This window comes from Spirosoma endophyticum (assembly GCF_900112365.1).
Lineage (GTDB): Bacteria > Bacteroidota > Bacteroidia > Cytophagales > Spirosomataceae > Spirosoma > Spirosoma endophyticum.
This window is the reverse complement of sequence record NZ_FOLQ01000007.1, coordinates 250,861-269,949: the sequence shown is the minus strand read 5'-3', so window position 1 is coordinate 269,949 and position 19,089 is coordinate 250,861. Positions and strand designations below refer to the sequence as shown.

Below are 19,089 nucleotides of genomic sequence, written 5' to 3'. Positions count from 1 at the left end.
CTACTTATTCACGTTAATGTCCAGTTCACTGCTTCGCCAGATACCGATAGAAAATATAGTGCTGAGGCTCGTGCGAGTAAAAATTATTTACGCTGCTCAGCATATTATCCGGGTCATGCAATTCGTCAATTTTCGGATCAGCCAGCGAACCCACCCCATTCAGAATCCTGGGTTTATCGGTAAAGGACAGACTCCGAATCAGGCTATAAACCGGTGTTTGGAACGAGATGAGCAGCACCAGCACAACGGCATAAAATAGCGGTCGTCTGCTACGTGTTTCGTACAGTTCAATGAGCGCCTTTAGCATTAAAATCAAAAGCACGGTCAGGAAAGGCATCGACCCTCTGGACGCCAGATCGTTATACGTTCCAATGATCCAAAGTGGCAGCACCAGCAGTACGCTGAAAATTAGCCAGAACCATAGTTTATTAGTTTCGTAGGTGCGTCTGGCCAGGAAATAAATGAAGGATAGATAAATGCCAACTTCCAGAAAAAACGTCACGAAATAGCTAATCACCAACAGTGTATTCAGTCTGGGGCCGCGCGTCAGGTAACGATCCCAAAACGACGTATTCTGGACCGAACCCGAGTGTGCCTGATAAAACAAACCATAACTTACCAGAATAAGCAACGCCCCAATAAGGTCGGGTCGCCAGATGGCCTGACCGAATTCATGGCCGTAATCCAGCAGTTTTTTGTCCGGTCGATACGTAGTGAAGACGTAGTGAAGGCCGTGCGCCAGTACCAGTCCGATGAACACAAATGGCGAATACGCGAACAAAATGACGACCGGAAAAACCTGTATTTTTTTACCCGCATTCAGTACGTACAGAATAAAAAGCCAGGCCGGAATAGCCTGATTAAACGGGTTAAACAAATCGGCCGTAAACGAGGTGTAGAAATAGTAATAATACGTCTCGGAGAGCGCGTCAATTGGCGGAAGTGTTTGTCGGATAAGCAGATAACCTAATAAGTCGAACCCACTCCAGAAAATAAAAAGCCCAACACAGATCAGGGAGTATTTAAACTCGAATAAGCGATTCAGGTAATAAAACGAAAGCAATATGCCGATATACGACCAAAGCAGTAAGAAATCACCGCCCGCCTTATGACCGAAGAGTTTTCCGACGCAGGCGGCCGGTAGCCAGAACGTAAAATAATAATTCAGGGACGAGTGTTTACCCGCCAATTCCCGAAAATGATAGTCGGCGGAAAAGTCATAATAGATTGGCCAGTCAAACGTAATCAAATCGTAAAATATAGCGTTGCGCCCGTGGTGATCCCAATCCTGATTGGTGTAGCCACCAATTCCCGAACAATAAACCCAGGCAAAACCAAGCAGGGCAATTAACCCTGTCTTCAGCCAGTTTATTGTCAAATTGGATACAGCGCCCGATTGGTCCGCTCGTTTTGTGTAAACGAAGGCCGAATAGCCCACTACTAACGTAGCAGGAATTGAAATTGTGGGCCGCAGCCAGCCGATAAAGAAGATAGTGATCGGAATTAAACCATACAGTAGCGCAAGCGTATTTACGAACGGGTCGTATTTGTTTCTCATTTACGGAAGCGTTTGGCGTGTTCAGGAGGAAGGGCAATATAAAGAAAATCTCCCCTCAGGCAGTAGCTGAAGGGAGATTCGTGTATTCGTTACGGATTGGAGCGCTACGTTAGCCCATCACCTGCCCCATTTTCATGGCAATACCCATATCGCCCTTAATTTTGAGCTTTCCCGTCATAACGGCCATCATCGGATTCAGGTCTCCCGTACCCATTTTGACCAGGTTATCTACGCTCACATGAAGCGCGCAATCGGCCTCTTTATCTTCGTTGGATACCAGCGCAGGCGATTGAGTAGCGTCGATAAATATGGCTCCTTTATCCGTCACCAGTTTAATCGTGGCGTTAATGTTGTCGGCATGCGTAACTTTGGAGCGGATCTGTTCCGTTAGTTCTTGCAGGGTCATCTTGCTTGGTTTTAGTTGTAGAAAGCAAACTCTGCCGCTAAAATAAGGTTTTTTAAAGGAGTAGTGCGGGTGGAAACCTGCTTCAGACTTATAAAAATGCGGGCTCCCCGCACTACACATGCGTTCTCAATTTTTAACCGTTCTCTGCATCCTCACATTTGTCAGTTGTGCAATAGGCATTTCGGATGCCGTTGTTTCACTTACACAAACGGATGCCGTCTCGGAGACGCTATACGTCGAACCAAAGCCATCCGCCGAAAAGAACCAGGAGGATAAACTACAAAAAAAGTATTTTGAAGATCGCTCGTCCGGCGACGCGCCCATGCCAAACGACCCTGTTGTAGTGCGAAACTTAGCCTTTGCGCAGCTTGCCTACGCCTTATTGACGCTACTCGGAGCTATACTGATGTTCCGACTCCGAAAGATTGGCTTCTGGATTTATGTGGCTGGCATTGCCGTTGGTTTAGTGCTGCCTGTTGTGCTGGTAGGATTTGTCGCCCTCAATACGTCCTTCGGCGTGTTTTTCAGTATGTTATTTGCGGGTCTGTACTGGGTGTCGTCGAAGGAAATGCATTGACCGCTCATTTAGAGCTTATATCAACCGGGCTTAACACGCTGACATCGGTATTACTCACGAAGGCGACACGTTTACTATCGGGCGACCAGGATGGCGTATTGATGGTACCCTGACCGCCGTAAATGTAGGCGATCACTTTGGGCTTCCCGCCCGAAACAGGCATCAGGCGCAGGTACACATGCTTGTAGGCCGGATGGTCGCCAGCCGCCACTTCGTCTTTCAGGAACGATAGGAACACAATCCATTTGCCATCGGGAGAAACGTGCGCAAACCAGTCGTGGAACTCCCCATCGGTAACGGCCTCCTGCTGGCTCCCGTCGGGTTTCATACGCCAGATTTGCATGGTGCCGGTTCGGTTGGAGTTGAAATAGATGTATTTGCCGTCAGGCGTGTACTCCGGGCCATCATCTAAGCCCTTGGCATCGGTCAGGCGGATTTCCTCCCCACCCCTGGCAGGTACCTTGTACACATCATACTCGTTGTTACGTGCTCCACAAAATACCAGCTCCTTACCATCCGGCGACCAGCCGTGTAGATACGATGGTCCTTTGGGCGTAATCTGTTTAGGCACGCCCCCGGTTAATGGAACGGTGTAAATGATTGACCCACCCAAGTCACTGACACCGCTACTCAGGCCCAGCATTTTTCCATCGAAGGCCAGTACGTGGTCGTTATTATTGTTTTTGATGTCGCCGGTATTCAGCTCTTTCGGTTGGCGCCTGGCTAAATCGAACGCATAAATCAAGCCCTTACCATTGTAGATGAGCGTTTTGCCATCTTTTGTCCAGTTGGGTGCCTGAATGGAGTACGGTTCAGTATGAATCACATTTCGCTTGCCTGTGGCTACGTCCAGCAGTTCCAGACGACTCGCCAGATTCATCTGACCCGGTTTTTCACCTGGACTGACAGGCACACTAATCCGTACATCCTGACACATCGCTTTCTCGACCACATCTTTGTTATGCGCACTAATGAACAGACCGACGTAGAGGTCGTCTCCTACCGTAACATCCGCGATTTCGCGTGTCTGAAATGGCTCCCCAAATTTGGCGGCTCGCATGGTGAACGTAGTACCGTGCCGTTCTAACTGAATAATATCGGCATGCGTAATCGTCGCCCGATTTTCTTCTGTAACGGCTCCGGCCGCCCGACGAAATTGTAACGAAGTAAGCCCATCGCCATGCACAGCAGCGCTTACATGCGCGGCATTTTCATCTAAACTACTACGGGCCATCCAGCCAATTTTCCGGTGCGGATCGGTGCCTTTCCCTATGAAATCAGCCCGTGCGTAAACAATAAAATCTCCCTTGATTCGCTTCCAGACGAAATGAAATTCATCCTGATTTGCCCAGATATTCGTGCCTGATCCGCTGATTTCGTAATCATGGGTAGTCGTTTTATACGTGCATGAACCAGGATGCAACACAGCGCCAATGTCGGACTGTCCGTCAAAAACACCAACAGATTTTTGCTGTGCAAACGTAGCGTGGCATACTATAGAGAGTACGCATAGGCCCAACTTAAAACATAGGCGATTAACTTGTTTATAAATAGGCATAAAGCAAAAAGGGAATGTAATATGGACAAACAACAGGTTGCAAAAGGGTCAATCCGACAAAGTTTACTTCTACGATAAAAAGATCGCTCGATTCGTTACCTATTGATCGGTCCGGTGATTTTTTAGCTTCCATTCGACCAATACGCTTAGTAAAACGTTATATATCAAAACCAATGCATTAACTGTTGTATAGCCCTTTATGAACCTGTCCCGCCTTATCGTTCTTCTCTGCTTAGTCTGTGTCACCCTAAGCTCAATGGCCGCTACTACGGATGATCCCGACGCTATAGTGGGTAAGTGGCTCAGTTCCAAAAAGAGAAATCAGGTGCTGATTTATAAGCAGGGAACCAAGTATTTTGGCAAACTGGTCTGGATGCTGGAACCAAACGACCCAGCTACAAATAAGCCTAAACTTGATAAAGAAAACCCCGATGAAAAGCTGCGTTCCCGTCCACTTATGTACACCGTATTAGTGACTAATTTGACCTATAAGGGCAACAACACCTGGGGAGATGGGGAGATTTACAACCCCGAAGACGGCAAGACCTACAACTGCGAAGTGTCGCTCCGAGATGCCAACTCGATTGATTTGCGCGGCTACGTAATGGGCATAAGTTTTCTGGGCAAATCCAAAATCTGGACACGGGTGCCATAAAGAAAGTGATAACATTTCGGAACGTGGCTTATTTGGAATTTGCACCAACTAAGTATCCAATTGTCGGATTTCAATCACTACATTCGCTTCATGACACCAGACCGCAGACTTGACCAACTTGAGCCACTTATGGCCGATTCACTTCAAAAAATTGATCGTCTTATTGAAGGACAGGGAAAACTTGTTGAGCTAGCTACTAATACGGACCAGAAAGTCGATGTCGTAGATCGTAAAGCCGACAAAATAGATCGCAAAGTCGATGCTGTAGATCGAAAAGTTGATATAGTGGATCAAAAAGTCGATGTCGTAGATCGAAAAGTTGATACAGTGGTTAAGGGCGTGGCAGATTTAACCGTTTCTACTCAACGTCAATTTTCAGAGTTAACTGTTTCTACCCAACGCCAATATGAAGAGTTGAAACCTGGGCAAGAGGCCATCATGCAGTTCCTGCGGGAGAAACTTCCCTAACTTATTGAAATGTATCGGCGATCCAATTCAAATCGGAGTTTTTTGTGGAATTTATTTCTCCACAATCCAGCGTGTTAAGTTATTGTAACGCCCTTGCAGCACAATCTTAAAGAAACCAGAGGAAAGTTTCGATACATCAATCGTAGCGGTTCCAGTTTTAGTGGGAACCTCTGCCAGCATAAGATAATCATCCCGTTTTCCTTCTTCGAAATGATTAGTTGTTGAGACCCAGATTTTCACATTTCCCTCTGACTCGACGGCTTTCCAGTTGAGCATTAGTTGATTCCCTTCTTTTTTGGCTACCGGCTCAGCAATAGATAATTTTCCGGTTAGCGGAATACCATCAAGCTCAAAGGCCTGTTCTTTTGGTATGGTTAATTGCAAATGACGGGCCATTGTCGGCATAATGTCCACAATGCCAGGGGTGTTGGTTTTGAATTGACTGTTCAGGTCTTTGGCATTAGTCACGATCCAGGTGCTACGTTCCCGATCCGATTGCCCACCATGATTTTTACCCGTATCAGCGCTACGTCCGTGGTCGGTGGTAATGAACAGTTGCCAATCTTCGCCAAAGGTTTTCTGACGGTATTGGATGGACTTCCATAGACGACCCATCTGCTCGTCCATTATTTTGACTGCCTTGTAGAACGGTTCGCTATCGCCGTACTTATGGCCCATATCGTCGGTATATTCCAGGTACACCCACGATAAATCCGGGCTCTCGTCCTGAATATAACGGCTAGCTTCGTCCACTACTTTCTCGTCAATCTTGTGAATATATTCCGAGACTTTATCATGCGGAAAAAGCAACGTATCGCGTTCAAGGCCATCAAACGAATAATCCATTCGAAGATGCCCCGTCTGCGGCAGATTTTCGCCAATTAGTTTGGTTCGATTGTCGAGCCAAGTCGAAAATACGGCGCTTTTCTTTGCCGGATATTGACTTTCAAAAAAGCGGAATATAGTCCAGTAAGCGTAGTTGGGGTCTTTGATGCTGTTGTCCCATACGTTGTGTTTATTCACCCACGTACCGGTCAGCAGGCTGTTGTAGCCAACGGCCGAAATGGTGGGCGTTTGGGAATACGTGTTTTTTTGTCCCCCCACATAAGCGCGTGCGTAGCCTCCTTCTTTGGCAATCGCGTCCAGATTAGGCGTTGGTTGCTTTTCAATGACATCGGCCGGAATGCCATCGACAATCACAAAAATCGCTTTTTTAGGTTTCGACTGCGCCCAACTGGATTGAGCAAAGAGCAGACAAAAAGTAACAAGCGATTGTAGTATGGAATTCCGTTTCATATACATAGGCCAACGTATTAAAGACCCGAATGGCGCTCAAAATAAGTGCACCCTGGCTTATGGATAAAGCGTCGATTCATAATTTTACAACTTCATAATACGCTTTGTAAAAAAACTCCCCAAAGCTCTAAGTTTTGGGGGAGTTAAAAACGTGATTCGGTTTAACAGTACGACCTTAAAACCCAATCGAATTGCCGCCATCAACGGGCAACGATGCACCAGTGATGTATTTAGCGGCTTCGGAAGCCAGAAAAACAGCGGCCCAGCCGATGTCGTCGGGCTTTCCAAATTTCCCCATGGGCGTCCGACGCATGGCGCGGGCGAAGCGATCAGGATCACCCCCCATAGCGGTTTTGCTCATCGCTGTTTCAATGAATCCCGGTGCGATGGCATTAACGCGAACACCATTGCCCGAAAACTCCGACGCCAGCACTTTCACCATCCCCTCAACGCCCGATTTCGACGCAGCATACGCGGCCACCCGATCGATACCATAGTAGGCCGCCATCGACGAAATCATGATGATAGAACCGCTCTTACGGTCCATCATTCGCTGGGCACAAACGCGTGTCAGGCTAAAAACGGAGTTTAAGTTGGTGTACACAATCCGGTCGAAATCGGCGTCGGTAACTTCCAATGCCGGTTTTTTCATGTTAATGCCGGCGTTGTTAACCAGAATATCAATTGGCCCATGGGTTGCTTCAATACCGGCAACCAAGCTGTCTAACGAGTCGCGTTCCGTTACGTCGTTCACTACGTAGTGCGCTCGCTCGCCAAGAGACTCAGTGGCTTCTCTAAGCGGTTGCTCCCGTCGACCCGTTATCACTACGCTGCCCCCGGCCTGTATCATGCATTTCGCAATATCATAGCCGATACCACTGCCCCCGCCGGTAATCAGAGCGAGTTTGCCTTCGAGCGAGAAAACATTTTTACTGGGCGACGATTGAGCGTCGGTTTGTGCAGTTTGTGTTTGTTCCACTAGCGTAATTTGTAAATTTCGGATAAGCGTTTAACATCTTCCAGGGTGCGTTCAGGCTTCTTGAACGGAGCCGGAATGGGTTTCTTAGAATAGGTCTGGAGGTATAAAACCCAGGAATCCCTCCACCAGATGGCCTCCATACGCTGCGTTGCCAACCGACCCGTCACGTCCGCAAAGATCTCGGGATCAATGGCCGGTTTAACCTGCGCCCACTGCTGCTGCATCCAGCCGACAGAATCGGCACCCGTGTAGAAACGGGTGCAGAGTTCATCCCAAAGGGTTCGTCCCGTGTTTAGTTTCTTTGTCCACGGAACGTGATGAAACCAAAGCAGATACGGCAGTGGGCAGGTTTCGGGATTATTCCATTTCCGTTGTACTTCCGGGCTGTACTGGGCTAATGCATTGCTACCCGTTGCCGTCCGGTCGAAGCCTAGGCCGATAGAGTCGGCGCGGTGGTAATAAATGGCGGTCCAGTCGGGACGAGCGCTTTTTTCCTGCCAGGGTTCGGGCGCAAAGTGAATGCCCGACCAGGGACGCGACAAACCAATTGGCGTATTATAATCGACGTAAATTCCCCGCGACTTGAGCATCAAATCGGTGATCGTTTTAACTGCGTTCGGGTCGCTCGTGAGCGTCATCCTAACCCATTCATTGGCAATACCTTCCGACGTTAATGTATGATCCCACGCCAGCCGCCCGAACGCGTACCAGTTCGCCTGGGCCATCGGATTTCCGGTCCAGTTTCGGTCAGCACCGGTGTTGGCCACGCTCGCAATGGCCGTCATGGCGTATCCGTGCAGGCTTCCATCAATAACGTTCGCGACGGTAGACCCACCGGCTTTGCCTTTTGCATACGTATCGGTGTCCAGGCATTCCTTGAAAATCGGAGCTTCATACACCCAGTGCGTGGCAAAACCAGTGTACTCCTGCGTGATCTGAAACTCCATCGACAGGGGTGTTTTGGGCATCGCGCCGAACAAGGGCGAAAACGGCTCACGCGGCTGAAAATCAATCGGCCCGTTCTTTACCTGAACGATTACTTTCTTATCGAACTTACCGTCCAACGGCGTAAACTCTTCATAAGCAGCTTTGAAGCGATCAGCTTTAGGATCGGCTTTGTAGACGAATGCCCGCCACATAACAATGCCATCGTAGGGTTTCAGCGCTTCGGCCAGCGTGTTCGCGCCGTCAGCATGAGTACGGTCATAATCCTGCGGGCCGGGTTCACCTTCGGAATTGGCTTTAACCAGATACCCACCAAAATCGGGGATGGCTTTATAAATTTCTTTGGTTTTATCAACCCACCATTTTTTCACATCCGGGTCGAGCGGATCGGCTGTTTTCAGGCCACCAATGGTTTTCGGAGCCGGGAAGTACACCGATAAATAGACTCGAATCCCATAGGACCGAAATACATTCGCCAAGGCAGCTACCTTCTGAATGTACTCATCTGTCAGGAAACGAGCGCTGGCATTGACGTTGTTTACGACGGTTCCGTTGATGCCCAGCGACGCATTCGCGCGAGCGTAGTCAACATAGCGCGGGTCAACGGTTGCGGGAAGCTCGTACCATTTCCAGAGTGTTCCACCTGCATAGCCCCGCTCGATCGTACCGTTTGTATTGTCCCAGTGATTTAGTAACCGATACTGAATTTTTGGGTTGCTGGTCAAGGCAAGATTATCAATCGATTGCCCCGTTTGAATTTGCCGGAGTAACGCAAAAGCGCCGTACAATACACCCGCATCAGACTTGCTCGCAATGGTAATGTTATTTTGTTTTTTAATGATCCGATAGCCCTCCCGATTCAATTGCTGTATATCAGCATCCGGACCTTTGCTTTCCGTTAATACAATGCCGCCCGTTCGGTTTCCAGCGTTCGTAATAATCGGAACAGACTTTCCCAGCAAGCCCTGTAAGCCTGTTTGTAGTTCATTGGCGGCTGATTTGAGAACAGGACTTGTACCGTTTAGAACGATGAATTGCGCCGAACGAGCATAACCTTCCCGTTTTGCTACGTCTTTAATCAAGTCATATTTCAGCCACAAGCGGTAACCGTCGTCGGCGTAACCAATGCTTGATAAAAGAAGAAAGAGTATTGTTAATCGTTTCATTTTTTCTGGCGCTACAAACTTCGCTCGATACCGTATTCTAACCCTCGCAATTCGGCCAGTCCCCGCAGCCGACCGATGGCTGAATAGCCGGGATACGTCTTTTTGTGCAAATCGTCGAGCATCTGGTGGCCGTGGTCGGGGCGCATGGGAATGGATGTTTCACCAATACCTGCTTGTTTCCGCCGTTTCTGTTCCAGCACAATGGCTTTTATAACGGCGTACATATCGACATCGCCCGCCAGATGATCCGCTTCGTGGAAGTTGCGTTGATCGTCTTCGCGCTTCGTTGTCCGTAAATGAATAAAGTGAATCCGTTCGCCGAAACGTTGGATCATACCGGGCAAATCGTTGTCGGGACGAATACCTAATGAGCCGGTACAGAACGTAATGCCATTGGCCGTTACGTCGCTGGCGGCCATCAGCTGTGCTAGATCCACTTCGGTGCTCACCACGCGGGGCAAGCCCAACAACGGACGCGGAGGATCATCGGGGTGAATACACAGGTCAACGCCCACCTCCTGCGCAACGGGCGCGACCTGCTGAATGAAATAATACAGATTCTTGCGAAGTTCTGCATCGCCAATCGTGGCATATTCGTTCAATAATCCCTGGAACGTATCGAGCGTAAAAGCCTCTTCTGAACCGGGCAAACCCAGCAGAACAATGTTCGACAATTCGGCAATCTGCTCCGGTGTCATCTGCCCGAATTTCTGGTGAGCCGATTCAATGATTTCGGGTTCGTAATCCGATTCAGCGCCGGGTCGTTTCAGGATACACAGATCAAATACGGCAAAATCCTCCCAGACAAACCGAAGCGCCCGTGAACCGTCGGGCATTTCATACTTGAGGTTCGTACGCGACCAGTCCAGCACGGGCATGAAATTGTAGCAAACGGTTCTGATGCCACAAGCCGCCAGATTACGTATCGACTGTTTATAATTCTCAATATACGTAGTACGACTTGGCCGACCTTTTTTGATGTCTTCGTGTACCGGCAAACTCTCGACCACCGCCCATCGCAAAGGCGAATACGTATCATTTTGCGCTTCCACTAATCGTTTACGTTCCTCGATTGCCTCCACTGACCACAGTTCGCCCACCGGAATCTGGTGAAGCGCCGTCACGACGCCCGCGCAACCAGCCTGCCGAATATCCATCAACGAAACCGGATCGTTCGACCCGAACCACCGCATGGTTTGTAACATTCCCATTTATGCTAGATTAGTTGTCCACAGAGCAGTCCGCCGTTGCGGCACAGAGTACATAGAGTTTAAATTTTTTTTCTAAACATATTTCTTCGTGCACTCTGTGCCGCAACGGCGGACCACTTTGTGGACAACAATTTAATTACTTCTTTAACTTAAACTGTCGCTGCGCGAATTCCAGAAAAGTCGGCCAGTCGAGAATGTCTACGTGGCCGCCTTCGTGATTGCGAAACGCAATATCGCTATCAATTAACGCTACGTCGGGCGTAGGCATTTCAGTCGTACTTAATCCTTTTTTACCGAGTAAGGTATAAACTGGGCTGGCCGCAACACAGGCCAGAAATTCGCCCTTTGGGTCCGCCCAAAGGTCTTTCGTGCCACCCGTAATGAACAAAGGACGAGGTGCAATGAGCGCCATTAATTCGTGAGAATCAACAGGCATAGCGTCCCAATGACCACCGTATTTCAGAAAGTTACCGGCCATCCAGTGATATTCTCCCGAACTTGCTACGTTGTCAATCGTTTCGCCGAAGTTACGTTTCTCCAGCGAAGCACCCAGCGAACCTGAGCAACTGGCAAATACGATAGCCCAACGAGCGTCCAGCGCACCCGCTAGCAGAGCGGTTTTGCCCCAACGTGAATGGCCTTCAATACCAATCTGTTTTGCATTAATGCCGTTATCTTTTTCGAAGTGATCGAGTACCCGGCTTAATCCCCAACTCCAGGCCGACAACACGCCCCATTCATCGGGCTTCCGGTCTTTACCGCCGTTCATAAGGCCAATAATTCCTTCGTGCAAACCAGCTCCGCTGTCCATCTGGATACTCCCCGTATTGACCAAAGCGACGGCCCAGCCTGCGTCGATCAGTTTCTCGATACTTGGCATGGGCTGCGGAAATGAACCCCACACAATGACCATCATCGGAATTTTCCCCGACGTATTGACCGGTCGGTAGTACGTAACGGGAATACCTGGGTTTACCGACGGATAACGGGTGTTATCAATTCGTCCCAGTATCGTTTTTCGGATGGCTTTCCCGGCTAGTACCGTACTGTCCGTTCCCGTTGGGGCAAAAGTTACAGTTGGTGTGTTTTCAGGAGTCTTGCCAAAAATCTCGGTCAGATAATCATTTAGAATTTCGGGGCGACGCTGTTTCCACCACGTAGCGGCATCCTTTACGGACTTCCCGTTTTTCAATACCAGCGGATTGAGCAGTTTGTAGTCGTTCGCTTTGGCATCGTCATAATTCGTCCAGTTGCCCCACCCCGACCGAACATGGTTATTACCTGCCTCATCGAACCAGTTAGTGGAGCCTTCTTTTTGCTTTAGATGCTGCGGGCGTTTGGGATCTTCGGCGGGCGGAGGGAGCGTCGGCAATTTCAGGCTGAGCTTGTCCATCATCACCTGCCAATCGGCCTGACTGGCTTCCCGCATTTTAGTCATATATGCCGTTCGTTCAGCCGGTGTCATTTTCTGAAAATCGGGCGCTTGTGCCTGAATGCTGCCGATGGACAAGCATCCGATCAGGCAAACCCAAGCAATTGACTGGTTGAACCAGAACGAAAACATACGATTTTCCATGAATTTCTTACTTGACGTTTACCCGACGGAAAACAAAAATATACAGCATACTCCAGGCCACTAAGTACGCCAGACCAGCGATGTAAAAGATGATATAGTATCCTTCAGACAGTTTATCCAACGCTTTGAAATGGTCCAGAATCCGACCCACTAGTAGCGGAAAAACGGCCCCACCCAGCGTTCCCGCCATTGTGCCTAAGCCTACGACGCGGCTGAGCACCTGTTTTGGAAACTGGTCGGCAGCTACGGTGAAAATATTAGCAGACCATGCCTGGTGAGCCGCCACGGCTAATGAAAGAATCGCAATAACCGGCCACATGCTATCCATCTGGCTAATCAACATAACGGGCGTAACACAGATAGCGAACAGAGCCATCGCCCATTGCCGCGCCCGTGTTGGATGCCACCCCTGCTGGATAAGTTTAGACGACAACCAGCCACCCCCAACGCTGCCAATGGTGGCCGCCAGGTAAATGACGATCAGCGGAGCACCCAGTTTTTTCAAGTCAAGGTGGTAGATATTGGCTAAGTAGGATGGCAGCCAGAACAGGAAAAACCACCAGATGGGGTCGGTCAGAAGCTTGCCGCTCATGAATCCCCAGATGGCTCTGTTAGCAAAAATGGGATATTTAGTAACAGGAGCGCCATCAATCATATTGGTCGAAGCCGCATCACCAGCCGTGGCCGCTTCAACCGATGGTTCTGCCGTAATATGTGCCAGTTCTGCGGCATTGACGCGTTTGTGCCGACTCGGAATCTCGTAATAGAACCACCAGGCAATAATCCAGACAAAGCCCAAAGCGCCCGTTACGATGAAAGCCGTTTGCCAGCCTGCCACAAGCGCCAGCCAGGGCACCACCGCCGGAGCGGCCACCGCCCCGATGTTAGCACCAGCATTGAAAATACCAACGGCCAATGCTCGCTCTTTCTTCGGAAACCACTCCGCTACGGTCTTGATGGAAGCCGGAAAATTGCCAGCCTCGCCAATACCCAGAAACGCCCGCGCAATCATGAACCCGAACGTACTACCCGCCAATGCATGGGCCATAGCGGCAAAACTCCAGACCAGAATGGCGCCAATGTAGCCCAGTTTAGTACCAACCCGGTCGATAATGTATCCGGCAAGCAGGGTACTGGCCCCGTAGAAAAAGGTGAAAACCGTTACGATGTTACCATAATCGGATTCGGTCCAGCTAAACTCTTTTTCCAAAATGGGCTTCAACAGACTGATAACCTGCCGGTCGAGGTAATTGATGGTTGTTGCAAAAAAGAGAAGGGCAACAATTACCCAGCGATAATTCGTCTGCTTCAACAGCGAGTTCGTGGCGGAACTCGTGAATTCGGCAGGTTCGGGAGCGGATTTGGGCGTCAACGTAACGGAGGAATTAGATTGAGTGATGAATTTGTCAGATAGACGCTACTAAAACACGGTAGTCTCATCGAGCTACTGTTCAACGCATCGTGATGAACAACGGTCAAGTAGTTTCAGATGACCAGCAATCAGTTCTTACACGAAGAATGGTACGTCTTTCGGCGCATATTTTTTCATGCCCTCTTCGTTAATTTCCACGCCGATACCCGGTTTATTGGATAAGGGTATGAATCCCTTTTCCACCATCGGTCCGTCGAACGTAACGATTTCTTTGAACATCGGCTCCTCATGGAAATAAATCTGCCACTCCAGAATCAGAAAATTTGGCACCGATGCACACACATGGCTCGACGCCATTGCGCCCAGATACGACGCTACCATGTGTGGGGCAAATGGTACGTAGTAGAGATTCGCTAAATTGGCAATCCGTTGTGCTTCGCCCAAACCACCCGCTTTCTGCAAGTCGGGCATAATGATGTCGACAGCCCCAATTTCGAGGAGTTTTCGGAAACCATGCGCCAGATAATGATTCTCACCAGCGCAGATTGGCGTGTTGGACGCTTCCCGGATTTGTTTGTACGCTTCGGGGTTTTCGGCGGGAATGGGCTCTTCGAGAAACAGCAGATTCAGCGGCTCCATCATCTTGGCCACGCGTCGGCCGGTCGTTACGTCATACCGCCCGTGCATGTCGACACAAATGTCGATTTTCGGACCGACCGCCTTGCGAACACCGGCAATCTGGTTGTACATCCGTTCCAGTTCGCCCTGGCTGGCGGTCCAGTTGTAGGCATCATATTTGTTTGGGTCATTCCGTTCGTCGATGTCATATTTCACGGCGGTAAACCCCATATCAACGGCTTTTTTGGCACTCTTACCGAAGGCTTCGGCGCTGGTATCCGTTTCCCGATACGCGCCCGTGTCGCAGTAAACGCGGATTTTGTCCCTGAATTTGCCACCCAGTAATTGATAAACCGGCATACCGAGGGCTTTGCCGGTTAAGTCCCAGAGCGCCGTTTCAACCGCCGAGAGCACCGAAATATACATGCCCGCCTGTGCTCCTTCGAAAAAGCCGGATTTCCGGACATCTTCAAACAAACGATTGACGTTGAGCGGGCTTTTGCCTTTGATCCGTTCGCCCATCAGCTTAACCAGATGATACGTTCCAACAGACGCATCGACGGCTTCGCCACACCCCCAAATGCCCTGATTGGTATGGATTTTTACGAACAGGCTATGGCCACCCCGCGTATAACCGCATTTGATATCGGTGATTTTCAGATCGGATGGTGCTGAGGATAGGGGCGCATTATGAACGGCGGTTTCGAGACCTTCCCCGAACGTTGAAAAAGTTGTTGCGGCTAAGGTACTGGCGATAGCGCTCTTAGTCAAGAAGGAACGACGAGATGTTGTCATATAACTTTGAAGGAAAAGGGGCTATGGAATTTAGTGAATTGCTGAGCGTAGTCTGAAACTACGTTCGCGCGTTACCCGGTCTCTGACCGGTATTGAACGAATTATAATTACCGGTCGGAGACCGGATAACACTTGAGCGTAGTCTCAGACTACGCTCAACACATTTAATTACCACGTTCGGGTTTTCAGGTATTCCTGTATCTGCTCTTTCGGAACGGGCAGTTCGCTGACGTGAGCGTTTAGCCACTGCGAGAAATCCTTCTCGATCTCATCTGACCAACGCGTGTCGATCTGGCCCGGCGTGTACTTCTGTTCGCGCAAGCGCAGATGCCCGAACATGTCGCGCAGGCGAATAATTTCGGAGGTCTTGACCACCTTTTCGGCCAGATGGGGCGGAATAAAACAAACACCGCCATCGCGGCCCAACACAATATCGCCCGGCATGACCATTACCTTACCGATACGTGTCGGGCGGTTAATGCCCACCAACGTAGTGTTCAGGTTGCCTTCGGGATTGTGGTGCGATGGGTGATAGCTTCGAAAATAGGACGTAAACCCGCCAATCTCTTTCAGACCAGCTACATCCCGAACGGCCCCTTCATAGACAATACCGTTGCCGGTTTTAGCATAAATGGAGTTGCCCAAATTATCGCCTATCGTTGGCCCATCTTCGTGCATCCCGAACTGATCCACTACGTATACATCGCCCTTGACCAGCATGTCGATCGGCCAGGCATTCTGCGATTTCACCCGACCATCTTTGGTATGTCCTTTGTCATCCGTCACCCGGTGAACATCGGGCCGACCGGGCATAAACGTAGCGGTTAACGCCCGGCCAACCAGCACGCTGTCCGGGTTGATCGTCTGCCAGTCGCCCGTAAACTGATACCGGTAATTTTCACCTTTCAACACCGCCCAGGCTTCTTCCTGAGTAACTTTTTTCATGCGTTTCAGAATGGCATCCGGCACTTTGGGACGCCCATCCGGAAACCGTTCGCCTTTCCAGTCGGGGGTTAGAAAAATGAGTTCTTCCTTGGAAATTTGCTGTGCGACCGATACCGTTGCCGATCCTGCCAGCAACAACATAGCCGCGACTACCATTACCTGTTTCATAGAAAATAGCAAGAAATTAAGGGATTTAGGTTTCGGATAAAATAAGGAGCATACCAGATGCTTCTACCCTTCCTGAGGGTCAGGAATCTTTCTACTAGTCAGGGATAATTTTTAAGGCAAATCCCTTCTCCTACTAAATACACCGATGGTGGTGCGTGTAATTATCCAGCGTGAGAAATGTCGGCCCACCAGCTTTTAATAAGTAAAGGTTATCCGTCATCTGGTTTATATTACGGATATTTTCCTCAATAGCTGCAAATCAACAGTCCCAATGCAAAAAATTACGGCTCTTTGCGTTTCGATTACCCTCTTTTTTCTCGGTCACCTTTCCGCCCAGGACCTACGTCCACCGGCTTACCCACTCATCACCCATGATCCCTATTTTAGCCTCTGGAGCACGACGGATAAATTGACCGATTCGCCCACGCGCCACTGGACGGGCAAGCCGCAATCGCTGGAAGGGATGATTCGGGTTGATGGGAAAGTGTACCAGTTTCTCGGCGCCGTACCGACCACCTACGAACCCATTTTAGCGACGGGCGAAACACATCCCTACACGGCTCAATACACGATGAATAAACCCGGTCCCGGTTGGGAAAAACCGGACTATAATGCCGCTGGCTGGTCATCGGGACAAGGACCATTTGGCGATACGCCCGAGGCCAAAACGAAGTGGACCAACAGCGACAACGCAGGTATGAAAGACGGAATTTACTTCCGGCGAGAGTTTTCATACGACGGAAAATCTGATCCCGAGAAGCTCTTGCTGTCTATCAATCACGACGATGACGTAGTGGTTTACCTCAACGGCAGCAAGATCTTAGACAAACCCGATTATGTCAATGAATACGTTAACCTGCCGTTGTCAGCAGCGGGGCAAAAAGCGCTACGTACCGGAAAAAACGTACTGGCCGTCCATTGCGTGAGTCCACGGGGCGGCTCATTCGTTGATGTGGGCATCCTCAACCCCATTACGCCATCGGCCTTGGAAACGGCGATCCAAACGGGTGTAACCGTGTCGGCTACGCAAACTAATTACACCTTCACGGCTGGGCCGATCAAGCTGGCGGTGAATTTCCTGTCGCCCCTGTTGCTGGATGAACTGGAAGTAGTTGCCCGACCCATTAGCTACGTTTCGTTCGATGTTCATTCGGGCGATAGTAAGCCGCATTCCGTGCAGATATTTCTGAGCGAATCCGGCACGATGGCCACGAACACGATCGGGCAGGAAGTGGTCATGAAAGCCGGGCAGGTAACCGGTTTAACGTATCAGACGGTGGGTACGCAGGCGCAGGAAATTCTGGTCAAAAAAGGTGATAACGTCCGTATTGACTGGGGGTATGCATACCTGGCGGTGCCACAGCAGGCAGGCAATAAAACGGCATCGGGCATGGCCGATGGCTTAAAAAAGGCATTTCTGTCGACGGGCCAGTTACGAGCCGCCGGGGGTAACGTATCGCCACGGGCGGCCGTCGATATTGCCATTGCTACCGTACTGGATTTCAGCAACGTAACCACAAAGACCGTTAGCAAACACGTGATGCTTGCCTACGACGACATCTATTCCGTGCAGTATTTCAAGCAAAATCTACGGCCGTGGTGGCGTCGGGATGAGAAAACATCGATGCCCGAGTTGCTGCAAACGGCCGAAAAAGACTATCCCCGGCTTTTTCATAAGTGTACGGCCTTCGATGCGCAGCTCCGCGCCGATGCGCAGAAAGCCGGAGGTAAAGACTACGCCGACTTATGCGTTCTGGCGTATCGGCAAGCCATTGCAGCCCACAAGATTGTGGCTGGACCAAAGGGCGAGGTACTCTTTCTATCGAAAGAAAATTTCTCCAACGGCTCCATCGGCACCGTAGACATTACGTACCCATCGGCCCCGTTGTTTTTGCTGTATAATACAACCCTGCTGAAGGGAATGATGGAGCCCATTTTCCAATATTCGGAGAGCGGTCGCTGGAAAAAGCCCTTTGCCGCGCATGACGTCGGTACGTATCCGCAAGCCAATGGCCAAACCTACGGCGAGGATATGCCGGTTGAAGAATCCGGAAACATGCTTATTCTGACCGGAGCCATTGCCGCAGCCGAAGGAAACGCCAACTACGCCAGGAAACACTGGAAAACGCTGACAACCTGGGTAGAATACCTCAAAAAAGATGGGTTCGATCCCGCTAATCAGTTATGTACTGATGACTTCGCCGGACACATCGCCCGAAATGCAAACCTGTCGGTAAAAGCGATTATGGGCATTGCCGCTTACGGAAAAATGGCCGGTCAGCTCGGCGATAAAGCAACCGCTGACAGCTATTTGAAAGCTGCCCGCGACATGGCTACGAAGTGGCAGGAGCTGGCTATTGACAAAGGCCACGACAAACCACACTACGATCTGACGTTCGAGAATGCGGGTGATACGTGGAGCCAGAAATACAACCTGGTGTGGGATAAAATTCTGGGACTGAACATCTTCCCGAAAGAGGTAGCGCAAACCGAAATTGCGTATTACCTCAAGAAACAGGAACCCTATGGACTGCCTCTAGACAGCCGCAAAACCTACACCAAGTCCGACTGGATTATCTGGACGGCCACGCTTGCCAAATCGAACGGCGACTTCAAGGATTTCATCAAGCCGGTCTGGCGCTACGTTAACGAAACCCCATCCCGCGTGCCTCTTTCCGACTGGCACGAAACCACCAACGCCAAACAGGTCGGTTTTCAGGCACGGTCAGTCGTGGGTGGGTATTTCATAAAAATGCTCGACGGAAAATTGAGCAAGTAACATCCTAAACCAATTCC

Annotated in this window: 15 protein-coding genes; 4 read left to right on the top strand and 11 right to left on the bottom strand. The window is 49.9% G+C overall.

Annotated elements, in window-relative coordinates:
- Positions 1-25 precede the first annotated feature (25 nt).
- Together BM202_RS19390 and BM202_RS19385 are read right to left on the bottom strand one after the other, a co-directional pair.
- Positions 26-1,558: a hypothetical protein gene (locus tag BM202_RS19390; protein ID WP_093829139.1), complete on the bottom strand. Its 1,533-nt coding sequence runs from the start codon at positions 1,556-1,558 to the stop codon at positions 26-28.
- A 109-nt stretch (positions 1,559-1,667) separates the two neighbouring features.
- Complete coding sequence (locus BM202_RS19385; protein WP_093829137.1) at positions 1,668-1,964, bottom strand: SCP2 sterol-binding domain-containing protein; 297 nt, start codon at positions 1,962-1,964, stop codon at positions 1,668-1,670.
- A gap of 118 nt (positions 1,965-2,082) precedes the next feature.
- Here BM202_RS19385 and BM202_RS19380 point away from each other — a divergent pair, with 118 nt between their 5' ends.
- Positions 2,083-2,541 (top strand): hypothetical protein, encoded by a 459-nt coding sequence (locus BM202_RS19380; RefSeq protein ID WP_093829135.1) that lies wholly within the window; start codon positions 2,083-2,085, stop codon positions 2,539-2,541.
- Positions 2,542-2,545: 4 nt separating this feature from the next.
- Here the strand turns inward: BM202_RS19380 and BM202_RS19375 are convergent, their stop codons facing one another.
- Complete coding sequence (locus tag BM202_RS19375) at positions 2,546-4,099, bottom strand: TolB family protein (protein WP_093829133.1); 1,554 nt, start codon at positions 4,097-4,099, stop codon at positions 2,546-2,548.
- A 199-nt stretch (positions 4,100-4,298) separates the two neighbouring features.
- Between BM202_RS19375 and BM202_RS19370 the strand changes: the two genes are divergently transcribed.
- Together BM202_RS19370 and BM202_RS19365 are read left to right on the top strand one after the other, a co-directional pair.
- Complete coding sequence (locus BM202_RS19370) at positions 4,299-4,754, top strand: DUF2147 domain-containing protein (RefSeq protein ID WP_093829130.1); 456 nt, start codon at positions 4,299-4,301, stop codon at positions 4,752-4,754.
- A gap of 90 nt (positions 4,755-4,844) precedes the next feature.
- Positions 4,845-5,222, top strand: a complete 378-nt coding sequence (locus tag BM202_RS19365) for a hypothetical protein (RefSeq protein ID WP_093829128.1) — start codon at positions 4,845-4,847, stop codon at positions 5,220-5,222.
- Between the two features lie 51 nt (positions 5,223-5,273).
- Here BM202_RS19365 and BM202_RS19360 read toward each other — a convergent pair whose 3' ends face one another.
- From BM202_RS19360 to BM202_RS19325, 8 genes are all read right to left on the bottom strand, one after another.
- Positions 5,274-6,518 carry an alkaline phosphatase family protein gene (locus BM202_RS19360; RefSeq protein ID WP_093829260.1) on the bottom strand — a complete coding sequence of 415 codons (1,245 nt, stop codon included), beginning with the start codon at positions 6,516-6,518 and terminating at the stop codon, positions 5,274-5,276.
- A 175-nt stretch (positions 6,519-6,693) separates the two neighbouring features.
- Positions 6,694-7,497, bottom strand: coding sequence for an SDR family NAD(P)-dependent oxidoreductase (locus tag BM202_RS19355; protein WP_093829126.1), 804 nt, complete (start codon positions 7,495-7,497; stop codon positions 6,694-6,696).
- The gene (locus BM202_RS19350) at positions 7,497-9,608 is read right to left on the bottom strand and encodes an alpha-glucuronidase family glycosyl hydrolase (protein ID WP_093829123.1); all 2,112 of its coding nucleotides are present in this window, start codon (positions 9,606-9,608) and stop codon (positions 7,497-7,499) included. Before BM202_RS19350 ends, BM202_RS19355 begins: the two co-directional genes overlap by 1 nt.
- An 11-nt stretch (positions 9,609-9,619) precedes the next feature.
- Positions 9,620-10,819: a mannonate dehydratase gene (gene uxuA, locus BM202_RS19345; protein WP_093829120.1), complete on the bottom strand. Its 1,200-nt coding sequence runs from the start codon at positions 10,817-10,819 to the stop codon at positions 9,620-9,622.
- Positions 10,820-10,955: 136 nt separating this feature from the next.
- The gene (locus BM202_RS19340; RefSeq protein WP_093829118.1) at positions 10,956-12,395 is read right to left on the bottom strand and encodes an alpha/beta hydrolase family protein; all 1,440 of its coding nucleotides are present in this window, start codon (positions 12,393-12,395) and stop codon (positions 10,956-10,958) included.
- Positions 12,396-12,402: 7 nt separating this feature from the next.
- Positions 12,403-13,707: an MFS transporter gene (locus tag BM202_RS19335; protein ID WP_177236631.1), complete on the bottom strand. Its 1,305-nt coding sequence runs from the start codon at positions 13,705-13,707 to the stop codon at positions 12,403-12,405.
- 195 nt (positions 13,708-13,902) lie between these two features.
- Positions 13,903-15,180 (bottom strand): mandelate racemase/muconate lactonizing enzyme family protein, encoded by a 1,278-nt coding sequence (locus BM202_RS19330; protein ID WP_093829114.1) that lies wholly within the window; start codon positions 15,178-15,180, stop codon positions 13,903-13,905.
- 168 nt (positions 15,181-15,348) lie between these two features.
- Complete coding sequence (locus tag BM202_RS19325) at positions 15,349-16,293, bottom strand: RraA family protein (RefSeq protein ID WP_093829112.1); 945 nt, start codon at positions 16,291-16,293, stop codon at positions 15,349-15,351.
- A gap of 271 nt (positions 16,294-16,564) precedes the next feature.
- Between BM202_RS19325 and BM202_RS19320 the strand changes: the two genes are divergently transcribed.
- Complete coding sequence (locus tag BM202_RS19320; protein ID WP_093829110.1) at positions 16,565-19,072, top strand: glutaminase family protein; 2,508 nt, start codon at positions 16,565-16,567, stop codon at positions 19,070-19,072.
- Positions 19,073-19,089: the final 17 nt, after the last annotated feature.

Excerpts from the sequence above, each read along its gene's own strand:
- BM202_RS19390 (WP_093829139.1), bottom strand. The coding sequence starts at position 1,558 with ATGAGAAACAAATACGACCCGTTCGTAAATACGCTTGCGCTACTGTAT.
- BM202_RS19385 (WP_093829137.1), bottom strand. The coding sequence starts at position 1,964 with ATGACCCTGCAAGAACTAACGGAACAGATCCGCTCCAAAGTTACGCAT.
- BM202_RS19380 (WP_093829135.1), top strand. The coding sequence starts at position 2,083 with ATGCGTTCTCAATTTTTAACCGTTCTCTGCATCCTCACATTTGTCAGT.
- BM202_RS19375 (WP_093829133.1), bottom strand. The coding sequence starts at position 4,099 with ATGCCTATTTATAAACAAGTTAATCGCCTATGTTTTAAGTTGGGCCTA.
- BM202_RS19370 (WP_093829130.1), top strand. The coding sequence starts at position 4,299 with ATGAACCTGTCCCGCCTTATCGTTCTTCTCTGCTTAGTCTGTGTCACC.
- BM202_RS19365 (WP_093829128.1), top strand. The coding sequence starts at position 4,845 with ATGACACCAGACCGCAGACTTGACCAACTTGAGCCACTTATGGCCGAT.
- BM202_RS19360 (WP_093829260.1), bottom strand. The coding sequence starts at position 6,518 with ATGAAACGGAATTCCATACTACAATCGCTTGTTACTTTTTGTCTGCTC.
- BM202_RS19350 (WP_093829123.1), bottom strand. The coding sequence starts at position 9,608 with ATGAAACGATTAACAATACTCTTTCTTCTTTTATCAAGCATTGGTTAC.
- uxuA (WP_093829120.1), bottom strand. The coding sequence starts at position 10,819 with ATGGGAATGTTACAAACCATGCGGTGGTTCGGGTCGAACGATCCGGTT.
- BM202_RS19340 (WP_093829118.1), bottom strand. The coding sequence starts at position 12,395 with ATGGAAAATCGTATGTTTTCGTTCTGGTTCAACCAGTCAATTGCTTGG.
- BM202_RS19330 (WP_093829114.1), bottom strand. The coding sequence starts at position 15,180 with ATGACAACATCTCGTCGTTCCTTCTTGACTAAGAGCGCTATCGCCAGT.
- BM202_RS19325 (WP_093829112.1), bottom strand. The coding sequence starts at position 16,293 with ATGAAACAGGTAATGGTAGTCGCGGCTATGTTGTTGCTGGCAGGATCG.
- BM202_RS19320 (WP_093829110.1), top strand. The coding sequence starts at position 16,565 with ATGCAAAAAATTACGGCTCTTTGCGTTTCGATTACCCTCTTTTTTCTC.